The 23,929-nt window shown below is 68.7% G+C and carries 26 protein-coding genes; 9 read left to right on the top strand and 17 right to left on the bottom strand.

Annotated elements, in window-relative coordinates:
• Positions 1 to 22: 22 nt before the first annotated feature.
• Together ACNJ7K_RS21840 and miaB are read right to left on the bottom strand one after the other, a co-directional pair.
• Positions 23 to 616, bottom strand: coding sequence for an Rv2732c family membrane protein (locus tag ACNJ7K_RS21840; RefSeq protein ID WP_487042177.1), 594 nt, complete (start codon positions 614 to 616; stop codon positions 23 to 25).
• The gene (gene miaB, locus ACNJ7K_RS21835; protein ID WP_455408884.1) at positions 604 to 2,133 is read right to left on the bottom strand and encodes a tRNA (N6-isopentenyl adenosine(37)-C2)-methylthiotransferase MiaB; all 1,530 of its coding nucleotides are present in this window, start codon (positions 2,131 to 2,133) and stop codon (positions 604 to 606) included. Before miaB ends, ACNJ7K_RS21840 begins: the two co-directional genes overlap by 13 nt.
• 225 nt (positions 2,134 to 2,358) lie before the next feature.
• Here miaB and gluA point away from each other — a divergent pair, with 225 nt between their 5' ends.
• The 4 genes from gluA to ACNJ7K_RS21815 all read left to right on the top strand — a co-directional run bounded on the left by gluA (position 2,359) and on the right by ACNJ7K_RS21815 (position 5,702).
• Complete coding sequence (gene gluA / locus ACNJ7K_RS21830) at positions 2,359 to 3,087, top strand: glutamate ABC transporter ATP-binding protein GluA (RefSeq protein WP_172414951.1); 729 nt, start codon at positions 2,359 to 2,361, stop codon at positions 3,085 to 3,087.
• Positions 3,088 to 3,156: 69 nt separating this feature from the next.
• Positions 3,157 to 3,990: a glutamate ABC transporter substrate-binding protein gene (locus ACNJ7K_RS21825; RefSeq protein ID WP_120282322.1), complete on the top strand. Its 834-nt coding sequence runs from the start codon at positions 3,157 to 3,159 to the stop codon at positions 3,988 to 3,990.
• Between the two features lie 126 nt (positions 3,991 to 4,116).
• Positions 4,117 to 4,797 carry an amino acid ABC transporter permease gene (locus ACNJ7K_RS21820; protein ID WP_006551296.1) on the top strand — a complete coding sequence of 227 codons (681 nt, stop codon included), beginning with the start codon at positions 4,117 to 4,119 and terminating at the stop codon, positions 4,795 to 4,797.
• Positions 4,794 to 5,702 (top strand): amino acid ABC transporter permease, encoded by a 909-nt coding sequence (locus tag ACNJ7K_RS21815; RefSeq protein ID WP_159418538.1) that lies wholly within the window; start codon positions 4,794 to 4,796, stop codon positions 5,700 to 5,702. Before ACNJ7K_RS21820 ends, ACNJ7K_RS21815 begins: the two co-directional genes overlap by 4 nt.
• A gap of 33 nt (positions 5,703 to 5,735) precedes the next feature.
• On the opposite strand, the gene recX is transcribed toward ACNJ7K_RS21815, so the two are convergent.
• From recX to ACNJ7K_RS21785, 6 genes are all read right to left on the bottom strand, one after another.
• Complete coding sequence (recX, locus tag ACNJ7K_RS21810; RefSeq protein WP_277371501.1) at positions 5,736 to 6,353, bottom strand: recombination regulator RecX; 618 nt, start codon at positions 6,351 to 6,353, stop codon at positions 5,736 to 5,738.
• A gap of 101 nt (positions 6,354 to 6,454) precedes the next feature.
• The gene (gene recA, locus ACNJ7K_RS21805) at positions 6,455 to 7,498 is read right to left on the bottom strand and encodes a recombinase RecA (protein ID WP_059381245.1); all 1,044 of its coding nucleotides are present in this window, start codon (positions 7,496 to 7,498) and stop codon (positions 6,455 to 6,457) included.
• A gap of 252 nt (positions 7,499 to 7,750) precedes the next feature.
• Positions 7,751 to 7,945 (bottom strand): DUF3046 domain-containing protein, encoded by a 195-nt coding sequence (locus tag ACNJ7K_RS21800; protein ID WP_006551291.1) that lies wholly within the window; start codon positions 7,943 to 7,945, stop codon positions 7,751 to 7,753.
• 37 nt (positions 7,946 to 7,982) lie between these two features.
• Positions 7,983 to 9,128, bottom strand: coding sequence for a glycosyltransferase (locus tag ACNJ7K_RS21795; RefSeq protein WP_183070806.1), 1,146 nt, complete (start codon positions 9,126 to 9,128; stop codon positions 7,983 to 7,985).
• 87 nt (positions 9,129 to 9,215) lie between these two features.
• Positions 9,216 to 9,935: a PIG-L deacetylase family protein gene (locus tag ACNJ7K_RS21790; RefSeq protein WP_120282319.1), complete on the bottom strand. Its 720-nt coding sequence runs from the start codon at positions 9,933 to 9,935 to the stop codon at positions 9,216 to 9,218.
• A gap of 16 nt (positions 9,936 to 9,951) precedes the next feature.
• The gene (locus ACNJ7K_RS21785; protein ID WP_006551287.1) at positions 9,952 to 10,125 is read right to left on the bottom strand and encodes a hypothetical protein; all 174 of its coding nucleotides are present in this window, start codon (positions 10,123 to 10,125) and stop codon (positions 9,952 to 9,954) included.
• Between the two features lie 249 nt (positions 10,126 to 10,374).
• Here ACNJ7K_RS21785 and ACNJ7K_RS21780 point away from each other — a divergent pair, with 249 nt between their 5' ends.
• From ACNJ7K_RS21780 to ACNJ7K_RS21770, 3 genes are read left to right on the top strand one after another with little or no spacing between them, the layout of a single operon-like run.
• Positions 10,375 to 10,971 (top strand): biotin transporter BioY, encoded by a 597-nt coding sequence (locus tag ACNJ7K_RS21780; RefSeq protein WP_120282318.1) that lies wholly within the window; start codon positions 10,375 to 10,377, stop codon positions 10,969 to 10,971.
• Positions 10,972 to 10,990: 19 nt separating this feature from the next.
• On the top strand, positions 10,991 to 11,671 hold the full coding sequence (locus ACNJ7K_RS21775) for an energy-coupling factor ABC transporter ATP-binding protein (protein ID WP_024100681.1): 681 nt from the start codon (positions 10,991 to 10,993) through the stop codon (positions 11,669 to 11,671).
• Positions 11,668 to 12,273, top strand: a complete 606-nt coding sequence (locus ACNJ7K_RS21770) for a CbiQ family ECF transporter T component (protein WP_120282317.1) — start codon at positions 11,668 to 11,670, stop codon at positions 12,271 to 12,273. The genes ACNJ7K_RS21775 and ACNJ7K_RS21770 overlap by 4 nt, the downstream gene beginning before the upstream one ends.
• A gap of 59 nt (positions 12,274 to 12,332) precedes the next feature.
• On the opposite strand, the gene pspM is transcribed toward ACNJ7K_RS21770, so the two are convergent.
• The 4 genes from pspM to pgsA all read right to left on the bottom strand — a co-directional run bounded on the left by pspM (position 12,333) and on the right by pgsA (position 15,502).
• Positions 12,333 to 13,142 carry a phage shock envelope stress response protein PspM gene (pspM, locus tag ACNJ7K_RS21765; protein WP_120282316.1) on the bottom strand — a complete coding sequence of 270 codons (810 nt, stop codon included), beginning with the start codon at positions 13,140 to 13,142 and terminating at the stop codon, positions 12,333 to 12,335.
• A 26-nt stretch (positions 13,143 to 13,168) separates the two neighbouring features.
• Complete coding sequence (pspA, locus tag ACNJ7K_RS21760; protein ID WP_006551283.1) at positions 13,169 to 13,975, bottom strand: phage shock protein PspA; 807 nt, start codon at positions 13,973 to 13,975, stop codon at positions 13,169 to 13,171.
• Positions 13,976 to 14,174: 199 nt separating this feature from the next.
• Positions 14,175 to 14,561: a helix-turn-helix domain-containing protein gene (locus ACNJ7K_RS21755; protein ID WP_006551282.1), complete on the bottom strand. Its 387-nt coding sequence runs from the start codon at positions 14,559 to 14,561 to the stop codon at positions 14,175 to 14,177.
• A 194-nt stretch (positions 14,562 to 14,755) separates the two neighbouring features.
• On the bottom strand, positions 14,756 to 15,502 hold the full coding sequence (pgsA, locus tag ACNJ7K_RS21750; protein ID WP_120282315.1) for a CDP-diacylglycerol--glycerol-3-phosphate 3-phosphatidyltransferase: 747 nt from the start codon (positions 15,500 to 15,502) through the stop codon (positions 14,756 to 14,758).
• 43 nt (positions 15,503 to 15,545) lie between these two features.
• On the opposite strand from pgsA, the gene ACNJ7K_RS21745 reads away from it, so the two are divergent.
• On the top strand, positions 15,546 to 16,073 hold the full coding sequence (locus ACNJ7K_RS21745; protein WP_225623775.1) for an amino-acid N-acetyltransferase: 528 nt from the start codon (positions 15,546 to 15,548) through the stop codon (positions 16,071 to 16,073).
• A gap of 25 nt (positions 16,074 to 16,098) precedes the next feature.
• Positions 16,099 to 16,383 carry a YciI family protein gene (locus ACNJ7K_RS21740; RefSeq protein WP_120282314.1) on the top strand — a complete coding sequence of 95 codons (285 nt, stop codon included), beginning with the start codon at positions 16,099 to 16,101 and terminating at the stop codon, positions 16,381 to 16,383.
• Here the strand turns inward: ACNJ7K_RS21740 and ACNJ7K_RS21735 are convergent.
• From ACNJ7K_RS21735 to dapA, 5 genes are all read right to left on the bottom strand, one after another.
• Positions 16,373 to 17,356 carry a TerC family protein gene (locus ACNJ7K_RS21735; RefSeq protein ID WP_159418545.1) on the bottom strand — a complete coding sequence of 328 codons (984 nt, stop codon included), beginning with the start codon at positions 17,354 to 17,356 and terminating at the stop codon, positions 16,373 to 16,375. The genes ACNJ7K_RS21740 and ACNJ7K_RS21735 overlap by 11 nt on opposite strands.
• Positions 17,357 to 17,573: 217 nt before the next feature.
• The gene (locus ACNJ7K_RS21730; protein ID WP_455408888.1) at positions 17,574 to 20,357 is read right to left on the bottom strand and encodes a DNA translocase FtsK; all 2,784 of its coding nucleotides are present in this window, start codon (positions 20,355 to 20,357) and stop codon (positions 17,574 to 17,576) included.
• A 93-nt stretch (positions 20,358 to 20,450) separates the two neighbouring features.
• Positions 20,451 to 21,077 (bottom strand): TIGR03085 family metal-binding protein, encoded by a 627-nt coding sequence (locus ACNJ7K_RS21725; protein WP_487042176.1) that lies wholly within the window; start codon positions 21,075 to 21,077, stop codon positions 20,451 to 20,453.
• A gap of 77 nt (positions 21,078 to 21,154) precedes the next feature.
• Positions 21,155 to 22,960, bottom strand: a complete 1,806-nt coding sequence (locus ACNJ7K_RS21720; protein WP_225623774.1) for a ribonuclease J — start codon at positions 22,958 to 22,960, stop codon at positions 21,155 to 21,157.
• On the bottom strand, positions 22,960 to 23,865 hold the full coding sequence (dapA, locus tag ACNJ7K_RS21715; protein WP_120282311.1) for a 4-hydroxy-tetrahydrodipicolinate synthase: 906 nt from the start codon (positions 23,863 to 23,865) through the stop codon (positions 22,960 to 22,962). Before dapA ends, ACNJ7K_RS21720 begins: the two co-directional genes overlap by 1 nt.
• Positions 23,866 to 23,929: the final 64 nt, after the last annotated feature.

The following is a 23,929-nucleotide window of genomic DNA, read 5'->3' as shown; positions in this document are numbered from 1 at the left end:
CGTCGTGTTCGTGCCGGAGGCGTCAGGCGTCGGGGTCGTCGCGCATCAGGCGGGGCCGTTCGTGCTGGGCTGCGACCTTCCGCAACTCGGCCTCGGCCTCGAGCTGGGCCGAGGTCCGCGCCCACACCACGCGGGCCCAGTGGAAGACGATCACCATGACGGCGAACCAGCCGATGACGAGACCGAATCCCGGTCCCGCGGCGGACGACTCGACGGGCAGGGTCTGGCGCGACCAGATCGCGAGCATGCCGAAGACGATGGTCACCGCCGATCCGGCCAGGGACACCCACGCGAGCGCCCACTTGCGGGTGACGAGCGCGAGGATCGAGCCCAGCCCGGCGAAGACCACTGCGAAGCCGACGAACAGCCGCGACGGCAGACCGATCTCCTCGGTGGTCGCGTCCGGGGCGAAGGACAGCACCTCCCACCCGTTCGCGGATCCGGCGTGGGGCAGGCTGAAGGTCGCCAGCAGGATCAGGACGGCGATCGCGACGAACATCGCCCGGGCGCCCGGGTCGATGTCGCTCGCCACCTTCCGTTCGGCGGCTTCGAGTTCGGCGCGTACGTCACCCGTCGCGTGGTGATCGTGCGGCTTGTCGGTGGTCATGCGTTGCATCCCATCTGAGGCGGCAGCGGGTCGGGGACGCCGATGCTCGGCAGTCCGAGTCCGACACCGATCGGCGGTGTCTTGGGCAGCCGGCCCTGTTCGAAGTGGTCGCCCGCACGTGTACGGCGGTGCGTGAGGATCGGGGTGTCCGCGACGAGGTGGTGCGGCGCGGCGTCGCTGACGACGATCGTGATGACGTCGCCGGGACGCACCGCGGTGTCGATCGCGCCCTCGGGACGGAAGTGGACGAGGCGGCCGTCGCGGGCACGCCCGCTCATCCGGGCGGTCTCGGCGTTCTTGCGGCCCTCCCCCGCGGCGACGAGCAGTTCGACCTCGGTTCCGACGAGCTTGCGGTTCTCCTCGAGGGTGATGCGTTCCTGCAGCGCGATCAGGCGCTCGTAACGTTCCTGCACCACGGCCTTGGGGAGCTGACCGTCCATGTCGGCAGCGGGCGTGCCGGGGCGCTTCGAGTACTGGAAGGTGAACGCGCTGGTGAACCGTGCCTTCTCGACGACCTCGAGGGTCTGCTGGAAGTCCTCCTCGGTCTCACCGGGGAAGCCGACGATGATGTCGGTGGTGATCGCGGCGTGCGGCATCGCGGCACGGACCCGCTCGATGATGCCCAGGAAGCGTTCCTTGCGGTACGAGCGGCGCATGGCGCGCAGGATCCGGTCGCTGCCGGACTGCAGCGGCATGTGCAGCTGCGGGCACACGTTGGGGGTCTGCGCCATCGCGTCGATGACGTCGTCGGTGAACTCGGCCGGATGCGGGGACGTGAAGCGCACCCGCTCGAGGCCCTCGATGTCGCCGCACGCGCGCAGCAGCGACGCGAAGGCGCCCCGGTCGCGGGGCTGCTCCGGATCGGCGAAGGACCGGCCGTAGGAGTTGACGTTCTGGCCGAGCAGTGTCACCTCGAGCACGCCCTCGTCGACGAGCGCCTGCACCTCGGCGAGGATGTCGCCCGGGCGCCGGTCGACCTCCTTGCCGCGCAGCGACGGCACGATGCAGAAGGTGCACGTGTTGTTGCAGCCGACGGAGATCGACACCCATCCGGCGTACGACGACTCGCGCTTGGCGGGCAGCGTCGAGGGGAACGCCTCGAGGGCGTCGAGGATCTCGACCTCGGCACGGCGGTTGTGCCGCGCGCGTTCGAGCAGTGCGGGGAGATTGCCGATGTTGTGCGTGCCGAAGACCACGTCGACCCAGGGCGCCTTCTTGACGACCGTGTCGCGGTCCTTCTGGGCGAGGCAGCCTCCGACGGCGATCTGCATGTCGGGGTTGTCGTCCTTGACCGGACGCAGATGACTCAGATTGCCGTACAGCTTGTTGTCGGCGTTCTCCCGCACCGCGCAGGTGTTGAAGACCACCAGATCGGGTGACGCGCCGGGCCCGGCCTTGGTGAAGCCGGCGTCCTCCAACAACCCCGACAGACGCTCGGAGTCGTGTACGTTCATCTGGCAGCCGTAGGTGCGGACCTCGTAGGTCCGGGCACCGGTGCGGGGGGCTTCTTCGTCGATCAGTGACACGTCTCAGGGTATCTCACCTCGACCGGTCTCCTTTCCACGCGCTGCCCCCATGAGCCCCGTCGAGGTGTCGGTCACCGCTCGTGCCGTAAAAATCCCGTGACGCGTGCACCGAAGGTGTCCCGAAATGCGAAGTCTCGGGCGCCGGACGGCATAGGGTCTGCAGATATGACATCAGCGGCAGCCGGAACGGATCGTCCGTCCGAGAAGTCGGACACCAGCTCGTCCATGATCTCCATGAACGGGGTGAACAAGCACTTCGGATCCCTGCACGTATTGCAGGACATCAACCTCGAGATCCCACGAGGGCAGGTCGTCATCGTCGTCGGCCCGTCCGGTTCGGGGAAATCGACCCTCTGCCGCACCATCAACCGGCTCGAACCGATCGACACGGGCGAGATCCACGTCGACGGCACCCTGCTGCCGGAGGAGGGCCGGGCGTTGGCCCGCCTGCGCGCGGACGTCGGCATGGTGTTCCAGTCGTTCAACCTCTTCGCCCACAAGACGATCCTCCAGAACGTCATGCTCGGCCCCTCGAAGGTGCGCAAGATCAAGAAGGAACAGGCCCGCGAGTCGGCGATGGCGCTGCTCGACCGCGTCGGGATCGCCAACCAGGCCGACAAGTACCCGGCGCAGCTGTCGGGCGGCCAGCAGCAGCGCGTGGCGATCGCACGCGCGCTCGCGATGAACCCCAAGGTCATGCTGTTCGACGAGCCCACCTCCGCCCTCGACCCCGAGATGGTCCAGGAGGTCCTCGACGTGATGACCTCCCTCGCGAAAGAGGGCATGACGATGGTCGTGGTCACCCACGAGATGGGATTCGCCCGCAAGGCCGGCGACCGCGTTCTGTTCATGGCCGACGGTCGCATCGTCGAGGACACCGATCCCGAGACCTTCTTCACCGCACCGAAATCCGATCGCGCCAAGGACTTCCTCGGCAAGATCCTCAGTCACTGACCTGATTCCCGCATCCGACGGGCCGCCCGGCCCGTCGGACGTAGTTCCGAACCGCACCGGAGGTATTCGATGAAATTGTCCCGCTCCATCCGCCTGGGCATCGGCGCCGTCGCCGTGGCAGTGGTCGCTACGGCGTGCGGTGGCGACGAGACGCGCAGTGTCTCGCAGTCCGCGGAGAACGGCACCCTGACGGTCGGTATCAAGTTCGACCAGCCGGGCCTGGGCCTGCGCAACCCGGACGGTTCGTTCAGCGGGTTCGACGTCGAGGTCGCCAAGTATGTCGCCGGTCAGCTCGGTGTCTCGGAGGAGAACATCGAGTTCAAGGAAGCTCCGTCCGCTCAGCGCGAGACCCTCATCCAGAACGGTGAGGTCGACTACATCGTCGCGACCTACTCGATCACCGATTCCCGCAAGGAGAAGGTGGACTTCGCCGGCCCGTACTTCATCGCGGGCCAGTCACTCCTCGTGCGCGCGGACGACACCGAGATCACCGGACCCGACTCGCTCAACGGCGGCAAGCGCCTGTGCTCGGTGGCGGGTTCGACCCCGGCCCAGAACGTGAAGGACAACTACGCGCAGGACGTCCAGCTCCAGGAGTTCGACACCTACTCGCTGTGCGTCGAGGCGCTGCGCAACGGCGCGGTCGACGCGGTGACCACCGACGACATCATCCTCGCCGGCTACGCCGCGCAGAGCCCGGGCGACTTCAAGGTCGTCGGTGAGCCGTTCACCACCGAGCGCTACGGCATCGGTCTCGCCAAGGGCGACGACGAGTCGCGCAACGCGATCAACGACGCGATCGAGGAGATGATCGCCAGCGGTGCGTGGGAGGCCGCCTTCCAGGAGACGGTCGGTGCCTCGGGTTACGAGCTGCCCGAGCAGCCCGAGGTCGATCGCTACTGAGCGTCGATCTCTACCGAGCACGGGCCAGTCCCGTCCTGTCCGCCGGTGCGGCCGGTCCGTGAGATCTCACGGACCGGCCGGACCGTTCCGGACACCCACCCCGTCCCCTCGATCCCGGAGTGACCTGTGGATCTGTTGAGCAAGTACAGCAGTCAGCTACTCGACGCGTTCTGGACCACGATCCAGTTGACCGTCATCTCGGCGATCGGCGCTCTGATCCTCGGAACGATCCTTGCTGCGATGCGCGTGTCTCCCATCCCCGTGGCGCGTGCCGTCGGCGCCGCCTACGTGACGATCTTCCGTAACACCCCGCTGACCCTGATCATCATCTTCTGCCTGTTCGGTCTGTCCCAGACGCTCGGCATCAAGCTGGCATCCGAGTCGTCGCCGACCTTCCTGGTGGACAACAACTTCCGGCTCGCCGTGCTCGGCCTGAGCGTCTACACGGCGGCCTTCGTGTGTGAGTCGCTCCGCTCGGGCATCAACACGGTCTCGCTCGGACAGTCGGAGGCCGGCCGCTCGCTGGGCCTGACCTTCAGCCAGAATCTGCGCCTGATCGTCCTCCCCCAGGCGTTCCGCGCGGTCATCGCCCCGCTCGGTTCGGTGCTCATCGCGTTGACCAAGAACTCGACGATCGCCTCCGTCATCGGCGTGTCCGAGGCCTCGCTGTTGATGAAGACGATGATCGAGAACGAAGCGGCCATCTTCGTCGTCGGTGGCATCTTCGCGCTCGGGTTCGTCATCCTCACCCTTCCCACCGGCCTGCTCTTCGGCCGGCTCAGCAAGCGATACGAGGTCGCCCGATGAGTGCACACGGAACCGTTCTCTACGACGCACCCGGGCCCCGCGCCAAGGCGCTCTACCGGATCCTGTCGGTGGTCGTGGTCGCGCTCCTCGTCCTCGTCGGCTGGATCGTCTACCGCGCGCTCGACGCCAACGGACAGCTGACGGCCGCCAAGTGGGAGCCGTTCGTCGAATCGTCCAGCTGGACCACCTATCTGCTGCCCGGCATCCGCGGCACGATCATCGCGGCCGTCGCGTCGATCGTGCTGGCACTGGTCCTCGGCACGGTGCTCGGCATCGCCCGTCTGTCCGATCACCGATGGGTCCGCGGGATCGCCGGCACGATCGTCGAGTTGTTCCGCGCCGTCCCGGTACTGATCCTGATGATCTTCGCCTACCAGGTGTTCGCCGAGTACCGAGTCTTCAAGTCCGAGTACCTCGCGCTCGCTGCGGTCATCACCGGCCTGACCCTGTACAACGGATCGGTCATCGCGGAGATCGTGCGAGCGGGCATCAGGTCGCTCCCGCGCGGCCAGAGCGAGGCCGCCTACGCCATCGGCATGCGGAAGAACCAGCTCATGCGGCTGATCCTGCTGCCGCAGGCCGTGACGGTCATGCTCCCGGCGATCGTGTCGCAGATGGTGATCGCGCTCAAGGACTCCGCGCTCGGCTACCTCATCGGCTATGTCGAAGTGGTGCGTTCCGGACAGCAGCTCGGCGCGTTCTTCCAGAACTACCTGCCGTCGCTGCTGGTAGTCGCGGCGATCATGATCATCCTCAACAGCGCGCTGACGCAGTTCGCGATCTGGCTCGAGAAGCGCCTGCGATCCGGGAAGCGGAAGAAGGGTGCCGTGCCGGCCGAGGAGCCGCAGACGATGCCCACGATGTCGGTGCCCGGCCTGGACATGACCGGGGAGGGACGCAAGTAGTGCGCCCGACCGTCGAGGTCCGGACGTAATGTTTCAGTCGTGCGGGAGGTCGCTCGCGTCGGCACCGAAGGTCGCGAGTTCCTCCCGCACGACGTCGAACGCCATCCCCTGCGCGTAACCGCGCCGGGCCAGCATTCCGACCAGTCGCCGTACCAACTTGTCGCGTTCGGCCGCGATCTCGCGCCGATCCCCTTCGGTGGGCAGCGGCGGCTGGGTGCGGAGCTTCTTGCGGACCAGTTCGACCGCTCGTTCCCGTTCGTCGGCGGTGTCGATCTGTTCGAGGGCAGCCGCCGCGTCGTCGGCGTCGATTCCCTTGCGGCGCAGTTCGAGTGCGATTGCGCGCCTACCCTTCCCCGCGTGCAGATGCCGTGAACGTGCCCACTGGTTGGCGAAATCCGCGTCGTCGATCAACCCGACCTCGGTGAGACGGTCGAGGGCACGTTCGGCGACGTCGGGTGCGAACCCCTTCTGCTCGAGCTTCGTCGCGAGCTCGGATCGGCTGCGTGCCCGATCGGTCAGCAGACGGAGACAGACGTCCTTGGCCTGCGCTTCGGTGCCACCGCCGGGCAGTTCCTGCTCGGTGCGAGCCGAGCGCCGCCGTCCGCGTCGTTCGCGCCGTGCGTCGGGCCGTTGTTCCTCGGGGTCGTCCATGACGCGCACAGTAGCCGGACCCACCGACAGCGCGGCCGGGTGCAGATACGCCACGGGGCACGGCCGACGTGCGTCCGTGCCCCGTGCGGTCTGGGCGGTGACTAGAAGTCGACCGGCTCCTCGACATCACTCGGATCGGTGAGAACGGCACCGATGCCGAGCTTCTCCTTGATCTTCTTCTCGATCTCGTCGCGCACATCGGTGTTCTCGAGCAGGAACTTGCGGGCGTTCTCCTTGCCCTGCCCCAGCTGGTCGCCCTCGTAGGTGTACCAGGAGCCGGACTTACGGATGAAGCCCTGATCGACACCCATGTCGATGAGCGAGCCCTCCTTCGAGATGCCCTGGCCGTACAGGATGTCGAACTCGGCCTGCTTGAACGGAGGCGAGACCTTGTTCTTGACGACCTTCACGCGGGTGCGGTTGCCCACCGCGTCGCCGCCGTCCTTGAGCGTCTCGATCCGGCGCACGTCCAGACGCACGGAGGCGTAGAACTTCAGCGCCTTACCGCCCGTGGTGGTCTCGGGCGAGCCGAACATCACGCCGATCTTCTCGCGCAGCTGGTTGATGAAGATCGCGGTGGTGCCGGAGTTGTTGAGCGCACCGGTCATCTTGCGCAGTGCCTGGCTCATCAGGCGGGCCTGGAGACCGACGTGGCTGTCGCCCATCTCGCCTTCGATCTCGGCGCGGGGCACGAGCGCCGCGACCGAGTCGATGACGATGATGTCGAGCGCACCCGAGCGGATGAGCATGTCGGCGATCTCGAGGGCCTGCTCACCGGTGTCGGGCTGGGACACGAGCAGGGCGTCGGTGTCGACACCGAGCTTGCGCGCGTAGTCCGGATCGAGGGCGTGCTCGGCGTCGATGAACGCCGCGATGCCGCCGGCGGCCTGCGCGTTGGCGACGGCGTGGAGGGCCACCGTCGTCTTACCCGAGGATTCCGGGCCGTAGATCTCGATGACGCGCCCGCGCGGCAGGCCGCCGATACCGAGAGCCACGTCGAGTGCGATCGACCCGGTGGGAATGACTGCGATGGGCGGACGGACGTCCTCGCCCAGGCGCATCACCGAGCCCTTACCGAAGCTCTTGTCGATCTGCGCGAGGGCGAGCTCGAGCGCCTTCTCGCGGTCGTGAGCCTGTGCTGCCATCTTGGTCCCCTTAATAGAATCTCGTCCTTGTTGTCGACGACGTTAGAACCCGGCACCGACAAGTTCGCTGTCGCGACCGCGGAAACGCCGTATCTGTGGATGGAATCACCACCTGTGGACAACCCACCCGGCGCTCCCAGCATAGCCGAACACGTGTTCGAAAGCCGGTCGCTTCGTGTACGCGAGGAATGGTCGCATCCCCGTCGGACAGAAAATCGATTCGGCGCGTGACACTCCCGGCCGGTCCCGTGACTACCGCCGTACGGGCGGGACGTCGAACTCGTCGCAGAGCGCGCGCCACACCTCCCGGGGCTCCTGTCCCGCCTCGATCGCCTCGGCCGCCGTCCGTCCACCGAGCGAGAGCAGCACGTGATCGCGCAGCAGGGCATCGCCGTGCATCTGTCCGAACTCGTCCCGGACCACCTCGTAGAACTCCGTCAACCGCACCCCGACCACGGTAGTCGCGCGTGCTGCGCCGCGACAGTCAGTCCGCTGCGGCCTCGCACACCGCGACCGGATCCTCCACGTCGCCGGCACCGTCGGCGGCCGCACGAGCCGCTGCGGCGAAGTCCGGGGACGACAGCACGGTGTCGATCGCGGAGCGGACCGCAGCCGCGTCGAGCGGACGCACCACCACCGCACTCCCCTGCCGTGCGGCGCGGTTCGCCAGCTCCCACTGGTCGCCACCCCCGGGCACGATCACCGCCGGAACCCCCGCACTCAGCGTCTTGGCGAGCATCCCGTGCCCACCCCCGCACACGACGACATCGGCCTGCCGGAGCAGGACGTCCTGCCGGCCGCGACCCGAGACGGCCCAGCTCGGGAGCGACTGCTGCGGGGGGTCGAGCATCGTCGCGGCGACCCGCATCCCGGCCCCGTCGAGTGCGTCGCAGACCGTCTCGACCATCCCGGTCACGCCGGTGACCGCGGTCGACGGCGCGACCATCACGACAGGTCCGTCACCCGGCGGCGGATCGAGGATCTCCGCGGTGGGTTCCCACAGCAGTGGACCGACGACATGCGCGTGCCCGGGCCAGTCGGGACGGGGCACCTCGAGTGCCGGCAGGGTGGCGATCAGCCGGGCCCGGGGCCCGGGATCGCGCGCCGGCAGACCGATTCCGACACGTGCGGCAGAACGCTCGCGCTCCCCCTGCCGCAACGATCTCGCGGTCATCGCACGCAACGCGGCGTCCCTCAACCGGCCCCGCACACCCGTGCCCACATCGAGACCGCTCCCGATCGGTGGAAGCCCGCGCGAGGGCAGGTACAACGGATGCGGCGAGAGCTCGACCCACGGGATCCCCAGTCGCTCGGCGGCCATCCCTCCGCCGGCGGTGAGCACGTCCGCCACGACGAGGTCGGGTAGCAGGGCTCCGAGATCCGGGAGCATCTCGTTCGCGATGTGGGCGGCACGGGCGTGGATCTTCGCCCCCGCGTCGCCGTCGTCGTCCCCGAGCCGGGGTGCGAGCCCCTTCAATTCTGCGAACGTCACACCGGGCAGCTCGAGGCCGAGCCATCGTTCGCCCGTGAGGACGACCGCGTCGTGCCCGGCATCCGCGAGCCGCAGCGACAACGCGATCGCCGGAATCGCATGACCCGCATCGGGCCCGGCCACCACCGCCACTCGCACGCGCACAGCCTGCCACATCCCGCGCACGCGGGATCGGGCCTCCCGCGCACGCGGGACAGATGTCACAACACCGTCGTGGGACGTCCCCTATCCCGCGAAGGTGTACAGCTCGAATCCGGCGGCCCGAGCGGCCGGAAAGCCCGGCAGCGGTGCGGACGATCGCTCCACCTGCTCGCGGGCCTGCTCCTCGGCGCTCCTGTCGTCGAGGGCCTCGAGATAGCGGCGGTGCGCCGAGAGCGACTCGACCGCCACCTCGACGGTGTCGGTGACGTCCACCCCGTGGGTCGGAGACGTCGTATTGACCGCCACCCACCGCACCCCGGGCCAGGCTTCGAGACCGGCCTCCGCGAGTTCCGGGAAGATCCACTCGTTGGCAGCGTCGGCAACGGCATCGAGCACGGCCAGCCCGACCGCACGGTGGTCCGCGCTGTTGAGGATGCCGGGGAACCAGGTGAGCCCGAAGTTCCCGGTCACCACCATCTCGGGTCGGTGTCTGCGGATGCTCGCCGCGATGTCGCGTCGCAGATCGAGGCCGGCGACGATGTGCCCGTCGCGGTGGCCGAGGAACTCCACCGAGTCCACGCCGACGATCCGCGCGGATTCGCGTTCCTCCGCCTCCCGCAGCGGGCCGCACTCCTCGGGGTCGAGCCCGGCGATCCCGGCCTCCCCGCTCGTCGCGAGGACGTAGCGCACCTGTTTGCCCTGCCGGGTCCATCTGGCCACGGCCGCGGCGGCACCGTATTCGATGTCGTCGGGGTGCGCGGCGATCACGAGTCCGTCCTGCCAGTCCTCCGGTACCGCCTCCACAGCTGCCCCCTTCGTCCTACAGACGTGTCAGGTCGTGCTTGTCACCTCCCGATACTGCCTTGTACAGCAGGTATCCGCCGAAGATCACGGCGCCGAGTACGAGAAAGCCGAACAGGTTGTCGAGCAGGGCGCCGAGGACGGCGAGACCGACCCACACCACCGCGACGATTCCTACGATCTTCCAGAACATTGGGTACTCCCACCCTCGATGCCGACCTCTTCCGTGCCGGACTCCGTTTGCTCGGTACGCCTCGATCCTGACAGCTCGAGTGGAGAAAAACAGCAGGTCAGCGCAGATATCAGGGAAAGATCAGGGGACACCCGGAGACGCACCCCGGGTGTGGCCCACGGGCACCCGGAGGTGGGTCGGTGACCCGCGGCACGCCGGTACGGCTTAGGCTCTACGGGTTCACCGTCCATACCGGAAGGCTGAGTAATCGTGTCCACGTCCCGCCGTATCCCCGCGCGCGACCTCGCGCAGATCGCCGTCTTCGCCGCCCTGATCATCGCCCTGGGACTGCCCGGTCAGATCAGCATCGGATCGTCCGGCGTGCCCATCACGTTGCAGACCCTCGGCGTGATGCTCGCGGGTGCACTGCTCGGCGCACGCAAGGGTGTCCTGTCGGTGCTCACCGTGATCGTGCTGGGACTGGCGCTGCCCGTACTCGCCGGCGGGCGCACGACCCTCACCTCGCTGGCCGGTCCCACGGTGGGCTTCCTCATCGGCTGGGTCCCTGCCGTCGCCGTGATCGGCTGGCTGAGCATGAAGATGCTGCCGCGCTACCGCACGTTGCCCGGTGTGGCCGTCAACGTCCTCGGTGGCATCGTCGTTCTCTACGCCTTCGGTATCGCGGGCATGGTCCTGCGCACGGATCTCACGGTGTGGGCCGCCGCCGCTGCCAACGTCACCTTCCTGCCGGGCGATCTCGCCAAGGCGGTCGTCGCCGCAGCGGTCGCCGCCCAGGTGCACCGCGCCTACCCCGCACTGGCGGCACCGCGCATCGTGCCCCGCCCCGCTGCGGATCCCGCGCACTGACGCCGCCGCCCGACCGTCGATGAGCGAGATCCGATTCCGGGAGGTGCGGCACGCCTACGGCGACCGCACCGTCCTCGACGGGGTCGACGTGGTCCTCACCGAACGACGCGTCGGCATCGTCGGCGCGAACGGTAGCGGCAAGTCGACGATGGCGCGCATGATCAACGGTCTGCTCGTCCCGTCGTCCGGTTCGGTGACCGTCGACGGCCTCGACACGGCGCGCAAGGGCCGGGAGGTCCGCAAGAAGGTCGGATTCGTCTTCACCGACCCGGACCATCAGATCGTCATGCCGACGGTCGCCGAGGACGTCGCCTTCTCGCTCCGACGCAGCGGACTCGGCAAGGAGGAACGCGAGGCCCGGGTACGGCAGGTCCTCGCCGACTTCGGGCTCGCGGGGCATCACGACCACCCCAGCCACCTGCTCTCGGGCGGTCAGAAGCAGTTGCTCGCGCTCGCCGCGATCATGGTGACCGACCCGGCGGTGCTCGTCGCGGACGAACCGACGACCCTGCTCGACCTGCGCAACACGAAGCTCATCGCGCGCACTTTCGCGAGCCTGCCGCAGCAGGTGATCGCGGTGACCCACAATCTCGAACTCCTCGCGGACTTCGATCGTGTACTGGTGGTCGACTCGGGGCGGGTCGTCGCCGACGACGAACCGGCGTCCGCGCTCGCGTTCTACCGGAATCTGATCGGGTGAACACTTTCGGCCTCTACCATCCCGGACGCTCCGTCCTGCATCGGCTTCCGGCGGGAGCGAAGCTGCTCGCGGTCGCAGCACTGATCCTCGCGCTGACCCTGTGGATCCGGCAGCCCTGGCAGGTGCTGCCCGCCCTGGCGTTGGCCGTGCTCGCGTACGCGGCCGCGCGCATACCTCCGCGTCTGGCCGCTGTGCAATTGCGGCCGCTGGCGTGGATGCTGGCGATCATCGCAGCGTTCCAGGTCCTCGTCGCGGGGTGGGAACGGGCGGTGGTGATCTGCGGGTCGCTGCTCGTGGCGGTTGCCCTGGCCGCCCTGGTGACCCTCACGACGCGGACCACCGACATGCTCGACGCGATCGTGCGAGCGGCCCGTCCCCTCGCGCGCGTCGGGGTCGATCCCGACCGGGTGGGACTCGTGCTGGTGATGACCGTCCGCGCGATCCCGCTGATCGGCACCGTGGTCACCCGCGTGACCGAGGCACGCAAGGCGCGTGGTCTCGGATTCTCGTTGCGGGCCCTCGTGGTTCCGGTGGTGGTGGGAGCCCTGCGCACCGCGGAGGCGATGGGCGAGGCCCTCGCCGCTCGCGGTGTCGACGACTGAGAGGTGTCGACGACCGACGTGTTCGGCCCGCGGTGTCGATGACGGAGGTGTTCCGCCCCTCAGGGGCGGTAACGCTGCTCGATCTGCCCCAACTCGCGCCAGGACTGCGCCCAGCTCTCGAGCTTGTCGGACGTGGCGATCAGTTCGGCGCGCCGCTGGTCGAGCATCGCCAGCGACCGGTTGCCCTCGGCGGTCGCGGCGAGGCGTGCTGCAGCGGCGACGAGTTCCTCGAACTGGTCGACACCCGTCCCGAGACGCTCGCCCGCGTCGACGATGGCAGCGGACAGGTGGGTCTTGGCGGCCGCACTGCCCTGCGCGGCGGATTCGAGGGCTACGACGTCCTCGACGACGGCATCGAGTGCGGATGCGGCTGCGCGGGCCGCGTCGTCGATCTCGGTGAGGTCGTCGGGGGCCACGGAGTTCGACCGCACGAGCACACCGAGCAGGCGCCGCAGGCTCTCCTCGTTCGCCGCGAGGCGTTCCATCGGGGCGCGGGCGACCGAACCGGCCGGTGGCAGCGGCCGGCGGCGCGGCGGCGGTGGGGGCAGCGGCACGGCATCGAGGCGACGGAACGTACGGACGGCGAGGACGGCGGGCACTGCGAGAGCCGCCGTCGCTCCCCCGGCCGCGACGAGCGTCCATTCGGGAGCCGACGCGACGGCCAGGGTCGCGGTGCCGATCGCCGTGGTGCCAGAGCCGGCACCGAAGAAACTGGCACGCCGACGCGCGCGACGTTTCTTACGCCGCAAGCGGGCGGCCGGATCGCGCCAGCGGCGCGCGGCCTCCATCGCGTTGTCGGTGGCGTCGCGGAACGCAGAGACGACCGAACCGGGGATGTTCCCGGTCCGGTCGTCTCCGGAGGCGTTCACGGCGGATCAGTTCCGAGGCGTGCGGATCAGCGGCCGGTGGTACCGGCAGCGTTCGGGGGCTCTTTGCGCGTGTCGACGGCAGGGTTGGCGGGAGTGCCCGGAAGCGCCTCGCCCTTCATCGACGCCCGGATCTGCTCGAGTCGGCTGTGACCGGCCATCTGGACGGTGGCCTGCTGCACCTCGAGCATGCGGCCCTGCACCGAGTTCTGGGCGAGCTCGGCCGAACCGAGAGCGTTGGCGTAGCGACGCTCGATCTTCTCGCGGACGGCGTCGAGGCTCGGAGTGGTGCCCGGAGCTGCGAGGGTCGAATCCATCGAACGCAGCGACTCGCTCACGCGCTCCTGCATCTTGGCCTGCTCGAGCTGGCTGAGCAGCTTCGTGCGCTCGGCGACCTTCTGCTGCAGCGCCATGGCGTTCTGCTCGACGGCCTTCTTGGCCTGCGCGGCGGCCTGGAGCGACTGGTCGTGCAGCACCTTGAGGTCCTCGACGGACTGCTCGGCGGTGACGAGCTGTGCCGCGAAGGCCTCGGCCGCGTTCGTGTACTGGATCGCCTTCTCGGTATCGCCCGCCGCCGTGGCCTGGTCGGCCATCATGACGGCCTGGCGAGCACTCGCGTTGAGCTTCTCGACCTCGTCCAGCTGACGGTTGAGCTTCATCTCGAGCTGACGCTGGTTACCGATGACGGAGGCCGCCTGCTGCGAGAGTGCCTGATGCTGACGCTGCGCGTCCTCGATCGCCTGCTGAATCTGGACCTTCGGATCGGCCTTCTCATCGATCTTCGAGTTGAAAAGCGCCATCAGGTACTTCCAGCCCTTGACGAAAGGATTAGCCATGGGTGTGATCCTGCCTCCATCTGGTACGCCGCGCCGAACGCGACCCGGTACGCGGCCCTCGCGCCCCGGTTCGAAGATCGCCGGTCCGCTGCTACCCCCGACGACCCACCTGCCCCGGCCGGGTCCGTGCACGCACCACGCCCCGGTCGATGTCGCTTACGACCGTATCCGGCGAGGCCGGCACGGTTCGTGATCCATGTTAGGCGGCTGCCAGCGCCTGCGCGGCGGGTGCAGGGATCACCATGCGCGGCTCCTGCGCGAGCAAACCGGGCTCGGCGGTGGCGCCGTCGTCGGACCGCTCGGCCGGTGCCGTGTCGGCTGCGGTGGTCTCCATGTCCGTGCGACGGTCGAGGCCGTCCGCCAGCAGACCGCTCACGTCGAACAGCACGTCGGACAGCGGGACCTCCAGTGCATCGCAGATGGCCGCGAGCAGTTCGCTCGAGGCCTCCTTCCTGCCGCGCTCGATCTCCGAGAGATAGCCGAGGCTGACCCGGGCGCTGCTGGAGACTTCGCGCAGGGTGCGGCTCTGCGAAACACGGGTGCGCCGAAGGCTGTCACCGAGTGCCTCACGCAACAACAGCGCCATCCCATCCTCCTTCGTCCGTCGTGCCGACACCTCGTCAACGCACGACGACGCTGCGAGGTTCCCGCAGATCGATCGGACCTCGATACCGCGGTGTCCAGACATTACAACGCCGACGGCGGTTGCAGACGTCCGAGTAGTCCCGACACAGCGGTGTCGACCGCACCGAGCCGGATCCCGCGCGTCCCGTCCCGTGGTTACCGGGCGTCCTCACCCACCGTGCGGCCGTCGCCCGGTGTGTCCCGGGCGGCGGCATCCCCCGAGACGTCCGCCCCCGAAACGTCCCCCGCACGGGCGGTCTCGCTCTCGCTCCGGCGCACCCCGGAACGCAGCCGGATCGCCTGGACCACATAGTCGAGTCCCGTCACCACCGTCAGTGCGACCGCCAGGATCATCAGGCCGATCGCCACCGGTTCCACCGATTCGGGCAGCGGCATCAGGTAGACACCGATGGCGAGCGTCTGCACCAGGGTCTTGAGCTTGCCGCCGCGACTCGCCGGGATCACGGCGTGCCGGAGCACAGCGAACCGCAGGGCAGTGATACCCAGCTCCCGAGCCGCGATGATGCCGGTGACCCACCACGACAGGTCGCCGAGCAGCGACAGCCCGACGAGCGCGGCACCGATGAGGGCCTTGTCGGCGATGGGATCGGCGAGTTTGCCGAAATCGGTGACGAGACCGTGCTTTCGCGCGAGTTGACCGTCGATCCGGTCGGTGATGGCGGCGATCGCGAAGACTCCGGTCGCCGCGAGCCTCCACGCGGTGTCGTGCCCGTCGCCGACGAAGAGCAGCACCAGGAAGACCGGTACCAACGCGATCCGGCCCACCGTCAGGATGTTGGCGATGTTCCACAACGGCACCGGATCGTGCGGGCTCCCGGCGTGCGGTCCCGGTGCGGCGCCGCTCCCGCCCGACGCGGTGACATGCTGGCGGGGCGTGCTCATGTGCCCCACAATATCGGTAGCCGCACGCGCTACTGTTCACCGCATGACGACACCGCCGACGAACCACGACTCGAACGATCGAATGGTCGTACGGCGCGCCCGAACCTCCGACGTGCCCGAGATCAAGCGGCTCATCGACATCTACGCGGGCAGGATCCTGCTCGAGAAGAATCTCGTGACCCTGTACGAGGCCGTCCAGGAGTTCTGGGTGGCCGAACTCGGCGGACAGGTCGTCGGGTGCGGGGCCCTGCACGTGCTGTGGTCGGATCTCGGCGAGGTGCGCACCGTGGCCGTCGACCCGTCCGTCAAGGGCCACGGCGCCGGTCACCTGATCGTCGCGCGCCTCATCGAGGTCGCCCGCGAGCTCGAGCTGGAACGACTGTTCGTGCTCACCTTCGAGGTGGAATTCTTTGCGCGGCACGGTTTCGCGGAGATCCAGGGGACTCCGGTGACGGCCGAGGTCTATGCGGAGATGTGCCGGTCGTACGATACGGGCGTCGCGGAGTTCCTGGACCTGAGCTATGTGAAACCGAACACGCTCGGGAACACCCGGATGCTCCTCACCCTCTGATCGAGACCACGAAAGCGAGACCCGTATGGCCCTGTTCGCCGTCGAGTACACCTATTCGGATGCGACCGCCTCGGCGCGCGACGAGCACCGCCCGAAGCACCGAGCATGGCTCGGCGACCTCGTGGATCAGGGCATCGTGCGGGCGACCGGCCCGTGGACGGACGGTTCGGGTGCGCTCATCCTCGTCGACGTGGCCGACGAGGCCGCGGCGCGCGAACTGATGGGCCAGGACCCGTTCGCGCAGCGCGACCTCGTCGACGCCGTGCGCATCACCGGGTGGAACCCGGTGATGGGCGTGTTCAACTCCTGACGGATTCCTTCTCGCCGCGCGTCCTGAGCAGGCTGGCCACCGTCGTCACGGCCAGCACTCCGATGATCACGACCAGGGACACGCCGGTGGAGATCTCCGGGACGGCAACGTGCTCGCCGCCGTTGATCCAGCCGAGCGTGTTCTCGTGCAAGGCATGGAGCACCAGCTTCACGCCGATGAACGCGAGGATGATCGACAGTCCGTAGGACAGGTAGACCAACCGCTCGAGCAGACCGCCGATGAGGAAGAACAGCTGTCGCAGGCCCATCAGGGCGAAGGCGTTCGCGGTGAACACCAGATACGGCTCGTTGGTCAGACCGTAGATCGCGGGGATCGAGTCGAGCGCGAAGAGGATGTCGGTGAAGCCGATGGCGACAAGCGCGAGCAGCATCGGCGTGACGAGCTTCTTGCCGTCGATGCGAGTGATGAGGCGGTCGCCGTCGTACTCGTCGTGCACCGGCAGGAACTTCCGGGCCAGCTTGACCATCCGGTTCTCCGAGATGGCCTGCGGGTCCTCACCGTGGTCGCGGATGAGCTTGACGGCCGTGTAGATGAGGAAGAAGCCGAACAGGTAGAACACCCAGCTGTAGGCGTTGATCGCCGCGGCACCGACCGCGATGAAGGCACCGCGCATGACCAGCGCCAGCACGATGCCGATGGTGAGGACCTTCTGCTGGTACTCACGGGGCACCGCGAAGGTGGCCATGATGATGACGAAGACGAAGAGGTTGTCGACCGACAGCGCCTTCTCGGTGATGTAGCCGGCGAAGTACTCGCCGCCGTAGGTCGGTCCCCAGACCGCGAAGACGATCACGCCGAAGAGGATCGCGATGGCGATGAAGACGGCCGACCAGAAACCGGATTCGCGCAGTGTGGGCGCGTGCGGCTTGCGGACGTGGGCGAAGAAGTCGAAGACGAACAACCCGATGATGACGGCGATCGTGATCAACCAGGTGGTCAGGTTTACGTGCATGGACCCATAGGCCTTCCGGTAGGTATGCGTACCTGCCGGAGGTCTCTCCCGCCCGGACTATCGCCGGACCGACGGCCCCGGGACGGCATCGGCGCCGCACGTGTTGACGAGACCGCCGCGGATCTGGGGATACTCCCCTCCACAGCTTCCACGATTGTGCCACACATCGTCGCTTCCCGCCGGAGGCAGCAGGGACGGCCCGTCGAGAGGGCATGTCTCACTGCTCTGCAGCCGGGGCCTCTGCCGGATCTCCACCGCCACGGATCGAGTACAGCAGGCCGTCGAGCTCCTCGGGCTTGACCAGCACCTCGCGGGCCTTGCTGCCCTCGCTCGGCCCGACCACACCGCGGGTCTCCATCAGGTCCATCAGGCGACCGGCCTTGGCGAATCCGACGCGCAGCTTGCGCTGCAGCATCGACGTCGAACCGAACTGGCTCGTGACGACGAGTTCGACGGCCTGCAGGAAGACGTCGAGGTCATCGCCGATGTCGGGATCGACGTCCTTCTTGTCGCCGGCCTTCGGAGCGGTGACTCCCTCGTTGTACTCGGGTTCGGCCTGATTCTTGGCGAAGTCGACGACCCCTGCGATCTCCTCGTCGGTGATGAACGCACCCTGCAGGCGGATCGGCTTGCCCGCCCCCATCGGCAGGAACAGTCCGTCGCCCATACCGATGAGCTTCTCGGCGCCGGGCTGGTCGAGGATGACGCGCGAGTCGGTGAGCGAACTCGTCGCGAACGCGAGTCGCGAGGGCACGTTCGTCTTGATGAGACCCGTGACGACGTCCACCGAGGGTCGCTGGGTGGCGAGCACGAGATGGATGCCGGCGGCGCGGGCCTTCTGGGTGATGCGGACGATCGCGTCCTCGACGTCGCGTGGGGCCGTCATCATCAGGTCGGCGAGCTCGTCGACGATGGCGAGGATGTACGGATACGGCCGGTACACGCGCTCACTGCCGAGCGGTGCGGTGATCTCCCCCGACTTCACCTTCGCGTTGAAGTCGTCGATGTGGCGCACGCGGTTGGCCTGCATGTCCTGGTAGCGCTGCTCCATCTCCTCGACGAGCCAGGCCAGCGCCGCCGCGGCCTTCTTCGGCTGCGTGATGATCGGGGTGATCAGGTGCGGGATGCCCTCGTAGGGCGTCAGCTCGACCATCTTCGGGTCGATGAGGATCATCCGCACCTCGTCGGGCGTCGCGCGGATGAGCAGCGACACGAGCATCGAGTTGACGAAGCTCGACTTACCGGAACCGGTCGAACCGGCGACCAGCAGGTGCGGCATCTTCGCAAGGTTGGCGGAGACGAAGTCGCCCTCGATGTCCTTGCCGAGACCGATGACGAGGGGGTGATGGTCGCGGCGGGTCGACGGCGCCGCGAGCACGTCCGACAGCCGCACGAGTTCGCGGTCGGTGTTGGGGACCTCGATGCCGACGGCGGACTTGCCCGGGATCGGTGCGAGCAACCGGACGTTGTCGGTGGCCACCGCGTACGCGATGTTGCGGGCGAGCGCGGTGATCTTCTCGACCTTGACGCCGGGGCCGAGTTCGACCTCGTAGCGGGTGACGGTCGGGCCACGGGTGAAGCCGGTGACCGCGGCGTCGATCTTGAACTGTTCGAGAACCTCGGTGATCGCCTCGATCATCTGGTCGTTCGCGGCCGACCGCGTCTTGGGCGGGTCGCCCTTGGTGAGCAACTCCAGCGAGGGCAGCGTGTAGTCGCCCTCGATCTCGCGGTCGCGCACGAACGTCTCGGCCGGTTCCGGTTCGGAGGTCTGGTCGACGACCTCGGGTACCGGGGCGGCCTTCGGCTTCTTACGGGCGGGAGCGGGGGCCGGTGCTGCGGCCGGGGTCTCGGCGACCGAGGGCATCTCCAGCGTGGCCGGCGGCGAGGCGGGCGCCTCCGGTTCGGGTGCGCGGTCGTCCCACAGCGGGAGCACCTCGGTCTTCGCGTCGCCGTCGAACTCGTCGGGCGGGTAGTTCTCCACCGGGGTACGCCGGCGACGGGACCGCTTGGGCGCGGGCGGCTCGTCGATCGGGTAGCCGTCGGCGTCGAACATCGGCGGCTCGTCGTAGCCGTAATCGTCGTCGTAGTGGTCGTCGTAGTCGCCGTACTCGTCGTCGGCGCGGTAGCCGAGGCCGAAGTAGTCGCGGAACAGTTCGGGCAGCTCCCGCACCGTGGTGCCGGTGAGCAGCAGGATCCCGAAGCCCGCCGCGAGGAGCATCAGCGGCACGGACAGCCACACGGTGAGTCCGGAGGTGAGCGGTCCACCCACGGCGGCACCGACGAAACCGGCCCCTTCCGAGCGGCCCTCCGCGTCGGTGGGCGAACCGGAGGCGATGTGCCACAGACCCAACGCGGGCAGACCGACGAGCAGTCCGCCGACGACGAGCCGGGGACGGATCTCGGGATGCGGTTCGGTGCGCATGAGCGTCACCGCGACGCCGACCGCGACGAGCGGAAGGACCGCGCTCGCACCGCCGGTGACGGCGCGGACGGCCGTCTCGACCCACTCCCCCACCGGGCCGCCGACGCCGAACCACACCGTGCCGGCGATGATCACGCCGATGGAGATCAGTCCGAGCGCGATGCCGTCGCGGCGGTGTCCGGACTCGATCTCGGTGGCGCGACCCATCGTCCGGGTCGTGGCTCCGAGGGCGCGGGCCGTCATCATCCAGCCGGCGCCGACGGTGCGGCCGACAGCGGTGAGGATCCCCCCGGAACTGCGCCGGGGACGGGCGGGCGCGGGGCGGCGGCTCGCGGCCGGAGTGCGACGTGCGGTGCCACCGCTGCGACGGTTCGCGGTCGAGGCCGCGGCGCGCGGCTTGCGTGCGGGGGTGGACCGGGTCGATCCGGACGCCTTCGACTTCGCGGTCGATCCGGTCTTCGAGGTGGAGGCACCCGCGCTGCGAGCACGGGAGGTGCTGCCGCCCGAACCCCGCGCCCCCGCCCGCGACCGAGAGGTCGTAGACGACGTTCCGCGGCTGCCCGACGACTTTCCTGCCATATCCGCCAGGGTAGCCGCACGGACCTCTCATGAACCATCAGCAACACGGGTACCGGGCGGCGGCACTGGTCACACGCCGTCCCGGGCGAGCGCTCACAGTCCGCGTTTCGACCCCGCCAGTTCGGTGACCGCCGACTCGTCACCCTCGATCTCGAACCGCACCTGGTCGCGGCCGAAGGCGTGCAGCACGAGTTCGGCCGGTTCGCCGCGCAGCACGACGGTGCGCGGACCGCGCTTGCGCAGGGTGACCCGCTCGCCGGAACCGGACCGCTCGAAGACCACCGTGACGTCGCATCCGCCGTAGCTGTTGCGTCCGATCATCCGCGCGATGCGCCAGAGCTGGTCCTGGTCGTCCGCCGACAGCGTCCGCGGCTCCCATCCGGGCTGCGCGCGGCGCACGTCCTCGTGGTGCACGAACATCTCCGCCGCGTTGGCGACGGCGTCGAACAGGAACATCGGCGACCACTTCGGCGGGCCGGAATCGACGTCGGCGAGCAGGTGTGCCCACTGCCGGTCGGTGGCGGAGCGTCGCACCTTCTCCGTGTGATCGGCCAGGGCCGGGACGACGATGCCGGGCATCGCGTCCACCCGGCGCTCGCGGACGAGCAGGTGCGCGGCGAGATCCCGGACCGTCCAGTCGCCGCAGAGCGTCGGCGCGTCGGGCCCGACCTCGGACATGGTGCGGACGAGGGCATGTCGTTCGCTTCGGGCGAGGCTCATTCCGCCACTCTAGCGATCACTCCTGCCCTCGCCCATCGCGCGAGCCCGCGTGTTCGGCGGGACCGCGCGCACCGCACTCAGGAGACCGGGATCACCGTGGGCACGATCATCGGGCGACGACGATAGGTCTCGGCGACCCAGCGGCCGACGACGCGGCGGATGCCCTGGGCGATTCGATGGGTCTCCGTGACGCCTTCTGCAGCGAGTTCGTTGAGCGCCTTGTCGACGAGCTGTGCCGCCTCGTTGAGTGCGCCCGGGTCGTCGGAGAAACCGCGACCGGAGACTTCCGGGGTGCTCACCGCACGGCCGGTGGCGGCGTCGACCGCGACGGAGATCGAGATGAACCCACCCTCGCCGAGGACGAGACGATCCGACAGCGTGGACTCGCCCACGTCGCCCACCGACAGGCCGTCGACGTAGACGTGACCGACCGGGACGCGCCCGACGATCTCGGCGAGTCCGTCGACCATGTCGACGACCACACCGTCCTCCGCGAGCACGATCCGCTCGCGGGGAACACCCGTGGCCTCGGCCAGGGCGGCGTTCGCCCGCAGGTGGCGCCACTCGCCGTGGACGGGCATCGCGTTGGTGGGTCGCACCGCGTTGTAGAGGTACAGCAGCTCGCCGGCCGACGCGTGACCGGAGACGTGCACCTTCGCGTTCTGCTGGGTGACGACCTTCGCGCCGCGCTTGGCCAGACCGTTGACGACCGCGAACACGGAGTTCTCGTTGCCGGGGATCAGCGACGACGCGAGGACGACGAGGTCGTCGGCCCGGATGTTGATCTGCCGGTGCTCGCCGCGCGCCATCCGGGACAGCGCCGAGAGCGGTTCGCCCTGCGAACCGGTGGAGACCAGCACGACCCGGCCGTCGGGCAGGCTCGCGGCGGTGTCGATGTCGACCTCGAGGCCGTCGGGCACGTTGAGATAGCCCAGATCCTGCGCGATCTGCATGTTGCGGACCATCGACCGGCCGACGAACGCCACGCGCCGGTTGTAGCGCTCCGCGACGTCGACGATCTGCTGGATGCGGTGCACGTGGCTCGCGAAGGACGCGACGATCACCCGGTTGGTGGCCTTGCCGATGACGGTGTCGAGCACCCCGCCGATCTCGCGCTCGGGCGTGACGAAGCCGGGGACCTCGGCGTTCGTCGAGTCGACGAGGAACAGGTCGACACCCTCGTCGCCGAGGCGGGAGAAGCCCGCGAGGTCGGTGAGGCGGTTGTCGAGCGGCAGCTGGTCGAGCTTGATGTCGCCGGTGTGCAGCACGACCCCCGCGGCGGTGCGGATCGCGACGGCGATCGCGTCGGGGATGGAATGGTTGACCGCGAAGTACTCGCACTCGAACGGACCGTGCGAGGTGCTCTGCCCCTCGACGACCTCGACGAGCTTGGGACGCTGACGGTGCTCGCGGCACTTGGCCGCGACCAGCGCCAGGGTGAACTTGGACCCGACGACCGGGATGTCGGGGCGCAGACGCAGCAGGAACGGCACGGCACCGATGTGGTCCTCGTGGCCGTGGGTGAGGACGATCGCCTCGACGTCGTCCATCCGGTCCTCGATGTACCGGAAGTCGGGCAGGATCAGATCGACGCCGGGCTGCTGGTCCTCGGGGAAGAGAACACCGCAGTCGACGATCAGGAGCCGTCCCTGGTGTTCGAAGACCGTCATGTTGCGGCCGATCTCGCCGATACCGCCGAGCGCGACGACGCGCAGACCGTCGCGAGGAGCCTTGGGCGGCGTACCCAACCGTTCAGTGGGGTCGACGACGCGCGCGTCGGGTCGCTGGGCGGCCGCGGAGTTCTGCGGCACCCGGCGCGGGGCGCGGGAGGGCGGACCGGCGTTGCGGGTGGCGCGGCCACGGCCACGATCGGGGCGGCTCATCACAGCACCCCCGCAGCCTGGAGATCCGCCGCGAGAGCGTCGATCTGCGCTGTCACCGGGGCGACCTGCGGCAGACGGGGCTCTCCGACGTCGATACCGAGCAGTCGCAGCCCTGCTTTCGAGGCGCTCACACCTCCCAGTCGCGCGACGGCCCGGTAGATGGGCACCATCGACAGATTGATGCGACGGGCGAGTTCGAGATCGCCGGCCTCGAAGGCGGTGTGCAGCTCGCGGAGGCGACCGGGCACGAGATGGCCGATCACGCTGACGAATCCGACGGCGCCGACGGACAGCCACGGCAGGTTCAGCGGGTCGTCGCCCGAGTAGAACTTCAGGTCGGTGGTGCCGATCAGCTCGGCGCCCGCGTTCAGATCACCCTTGGCGTCCTTCACCGCGACGATCCGCGGGTGCTCGGCGAGCAGACGCAGCGTGTCGGTCTCGATCGGCACGACGGATCGAGGTGGGATGTCGTAGAGCATGACCGGCAGATCGGTCGCATCGGCCACCGCGACGAAGTGGGCGTAGAGACCCGCCTGCGGGGGCCGCGAGTAGTACGGGGTCACCACGAGCAGGCCGTGCGCACCGGCTCGCGCGGCGTCGCGGGCGAGCTCGACGCTGTGGGCGGTGTCGTTGCTGCCGGCACCGGCGATGATCTTGGCGCGGTCGCCGACGGATGCGAGCACGGCCCGCATCAGCTCCATCTTCTCGTTCTCGGTCGTCGTGGGCGATTCGCCGGTCGTACCGGCGAGAACCAGTGCGTCACAGCCACCCTCGACGAGGTAGTTCGCCAGACGCACGCCCGCATCCACGTCGAGCTTGCCATCGGCAGTGAACGGGGTCACCATCGCTGTGGCGACGGTGCCGAACGGAAGCTCGACAGCAGTTGCGGAATCACCGTTGGTCATGGTCAGAAGGCTACCGCGTGGCAGGGCCGCCTCGACACACGCCCGCCCCCCGAAGACGGATCAC

The sequence above is a fragment of the Rhodococcus shunpengi genome (assembly GCF_048381395.1).
In the GTDB taxonomy this organism is placed as follows: domain Bacteria; phylum Actinomycetota; class Actinomycetes; order Mycobacteriales; family Mycobacteriaceae; genus Rhodococcus.
The sequence above is the reverse complement of the archived record's forward strand: the minus strand, read 5'-3'. Positions and strand labels throughout refer to the sequence as shown.

Coding starts and splice junctions, on each gene's coding strand:
- gluA (WP_172414951.1), top strand. CDS start 2,359: ATGATCTCCATGAACGGGGTGAACAAGCACTTCGGATCCCTGCACGTA.
- ACNJ7K_RS21740 (WP_120282314.1), top strand. CDS start 16,099: ATGGCCCTGTTCGCCGTCGAGTACACCTATTCGGATGCGACCGCCTCG.
- dapA (WP_120282311.1), bottom strand. CDS start 23,865: ATGACCAACGGTGATTCCGCAACTGCTGTCGAGCTTCCGTTCGGCACC.
- ACNJ7K_RS21840 (WP_487042177.1), bottom strand. CDS start 616: ATGCAACGCATGACCACCGACAAGCCGCACGATCACCACGCGACGGGT.
- pspA (WP_006551283.1), bottom strand. CDS start 13,975: ATGGCTAATCCTTTCGTCAAGGGCTGGAAGTACCTGATGGCGCTTTTC.
- recX (WP_277371501.1), bottom strand. CDS start 6,353: ATGGACGACCCCGAGGAACAACGGCCCGACGCACGGCGCGAACGACGC.
- ACNJ7K_RS21725 (WP_487042176.1), bottom strand. CDS start 21,077: ATGAGCCTCGCCCGAAGCGAACGACATGCCCTCGTCCGCACCATGTCC.
- ACNJ7K_RS21755 (WP_006551282.1), bottom strand. CDS start 14,561: ATGGCGCTGTTGTTGCGTGAGGCACTCGGTGACAGCCTTCGGCGCACC.
- ACNJ7K_RS21735 (WP_159418545.1), bottom strand. CDS start 17,356: ATGCACGTAAACCTGACCACCTGGTTGATCACGATCGCCGTCATCATC.
- ACNJ7K_RS21775 (WP_024100681.1), top strand. CDS start 10,991: ATGAGCGAGATCCGATTCCGGGAGGTGCGGCACGCCTACGGCGACCGC.
- pgsA (WP_120282315.1), bottom strand. CDS start 15,502: ATGAGCACGCCCCGCCAGCATGTCACCGCGTCGGGCGGGAGCGGCGCC.
- recA (WP_059381245.1), bottom strand. CDS start 7,498: ATGGCAGCACAGGCTCACGACCGCGAGAAGGCGCTCGAGCTCGCCCTC.
- ACNJ7K_RS21720 (WP_225623774.1), bottom strand. CDS start 22,960: ATGAGCCGCCCCGATCGTGGCCGTGGCCGCGCCACCCGCAACGCCGGT.
- ACNJ7K_RS21730 (WP_455408888.1), bottom strand. CDS start 20,357: ATGGCAGGAAAGTCGTCGGGCAGCCGCGGAACGTCGTCTACGACCTCT.
- ACNJ7K_RS21785 (WP_006551287.1), bottom strand. CDS start 10,125: ATGTTCTGGAAGATCGTAGGAATCGTCGCGGTGGTGTGGGTCGGTCTC.
- ACNJ7K_RS21815 (WP_159418538.1), top strand. CDS start 4,794: ATGAGTGCACACGGAACCGTTCTCTACGACGCACCCGGGCCCCGCGCC.
- ACNJ7K_RS21745 (WP_225623775.1), top strand. CDS start 15,546: ATGACGACACCGCCGACGAACCACGACTCGAACGATCGAATGGTCGTA.
- ACNJ7K_RS21825 (WP_120282322.1), top strand. CDS start 3,157: ATGAAATTGTCCCGCTCCATCCGCCTGGGCATCGGCGCCGTCGCCGTG.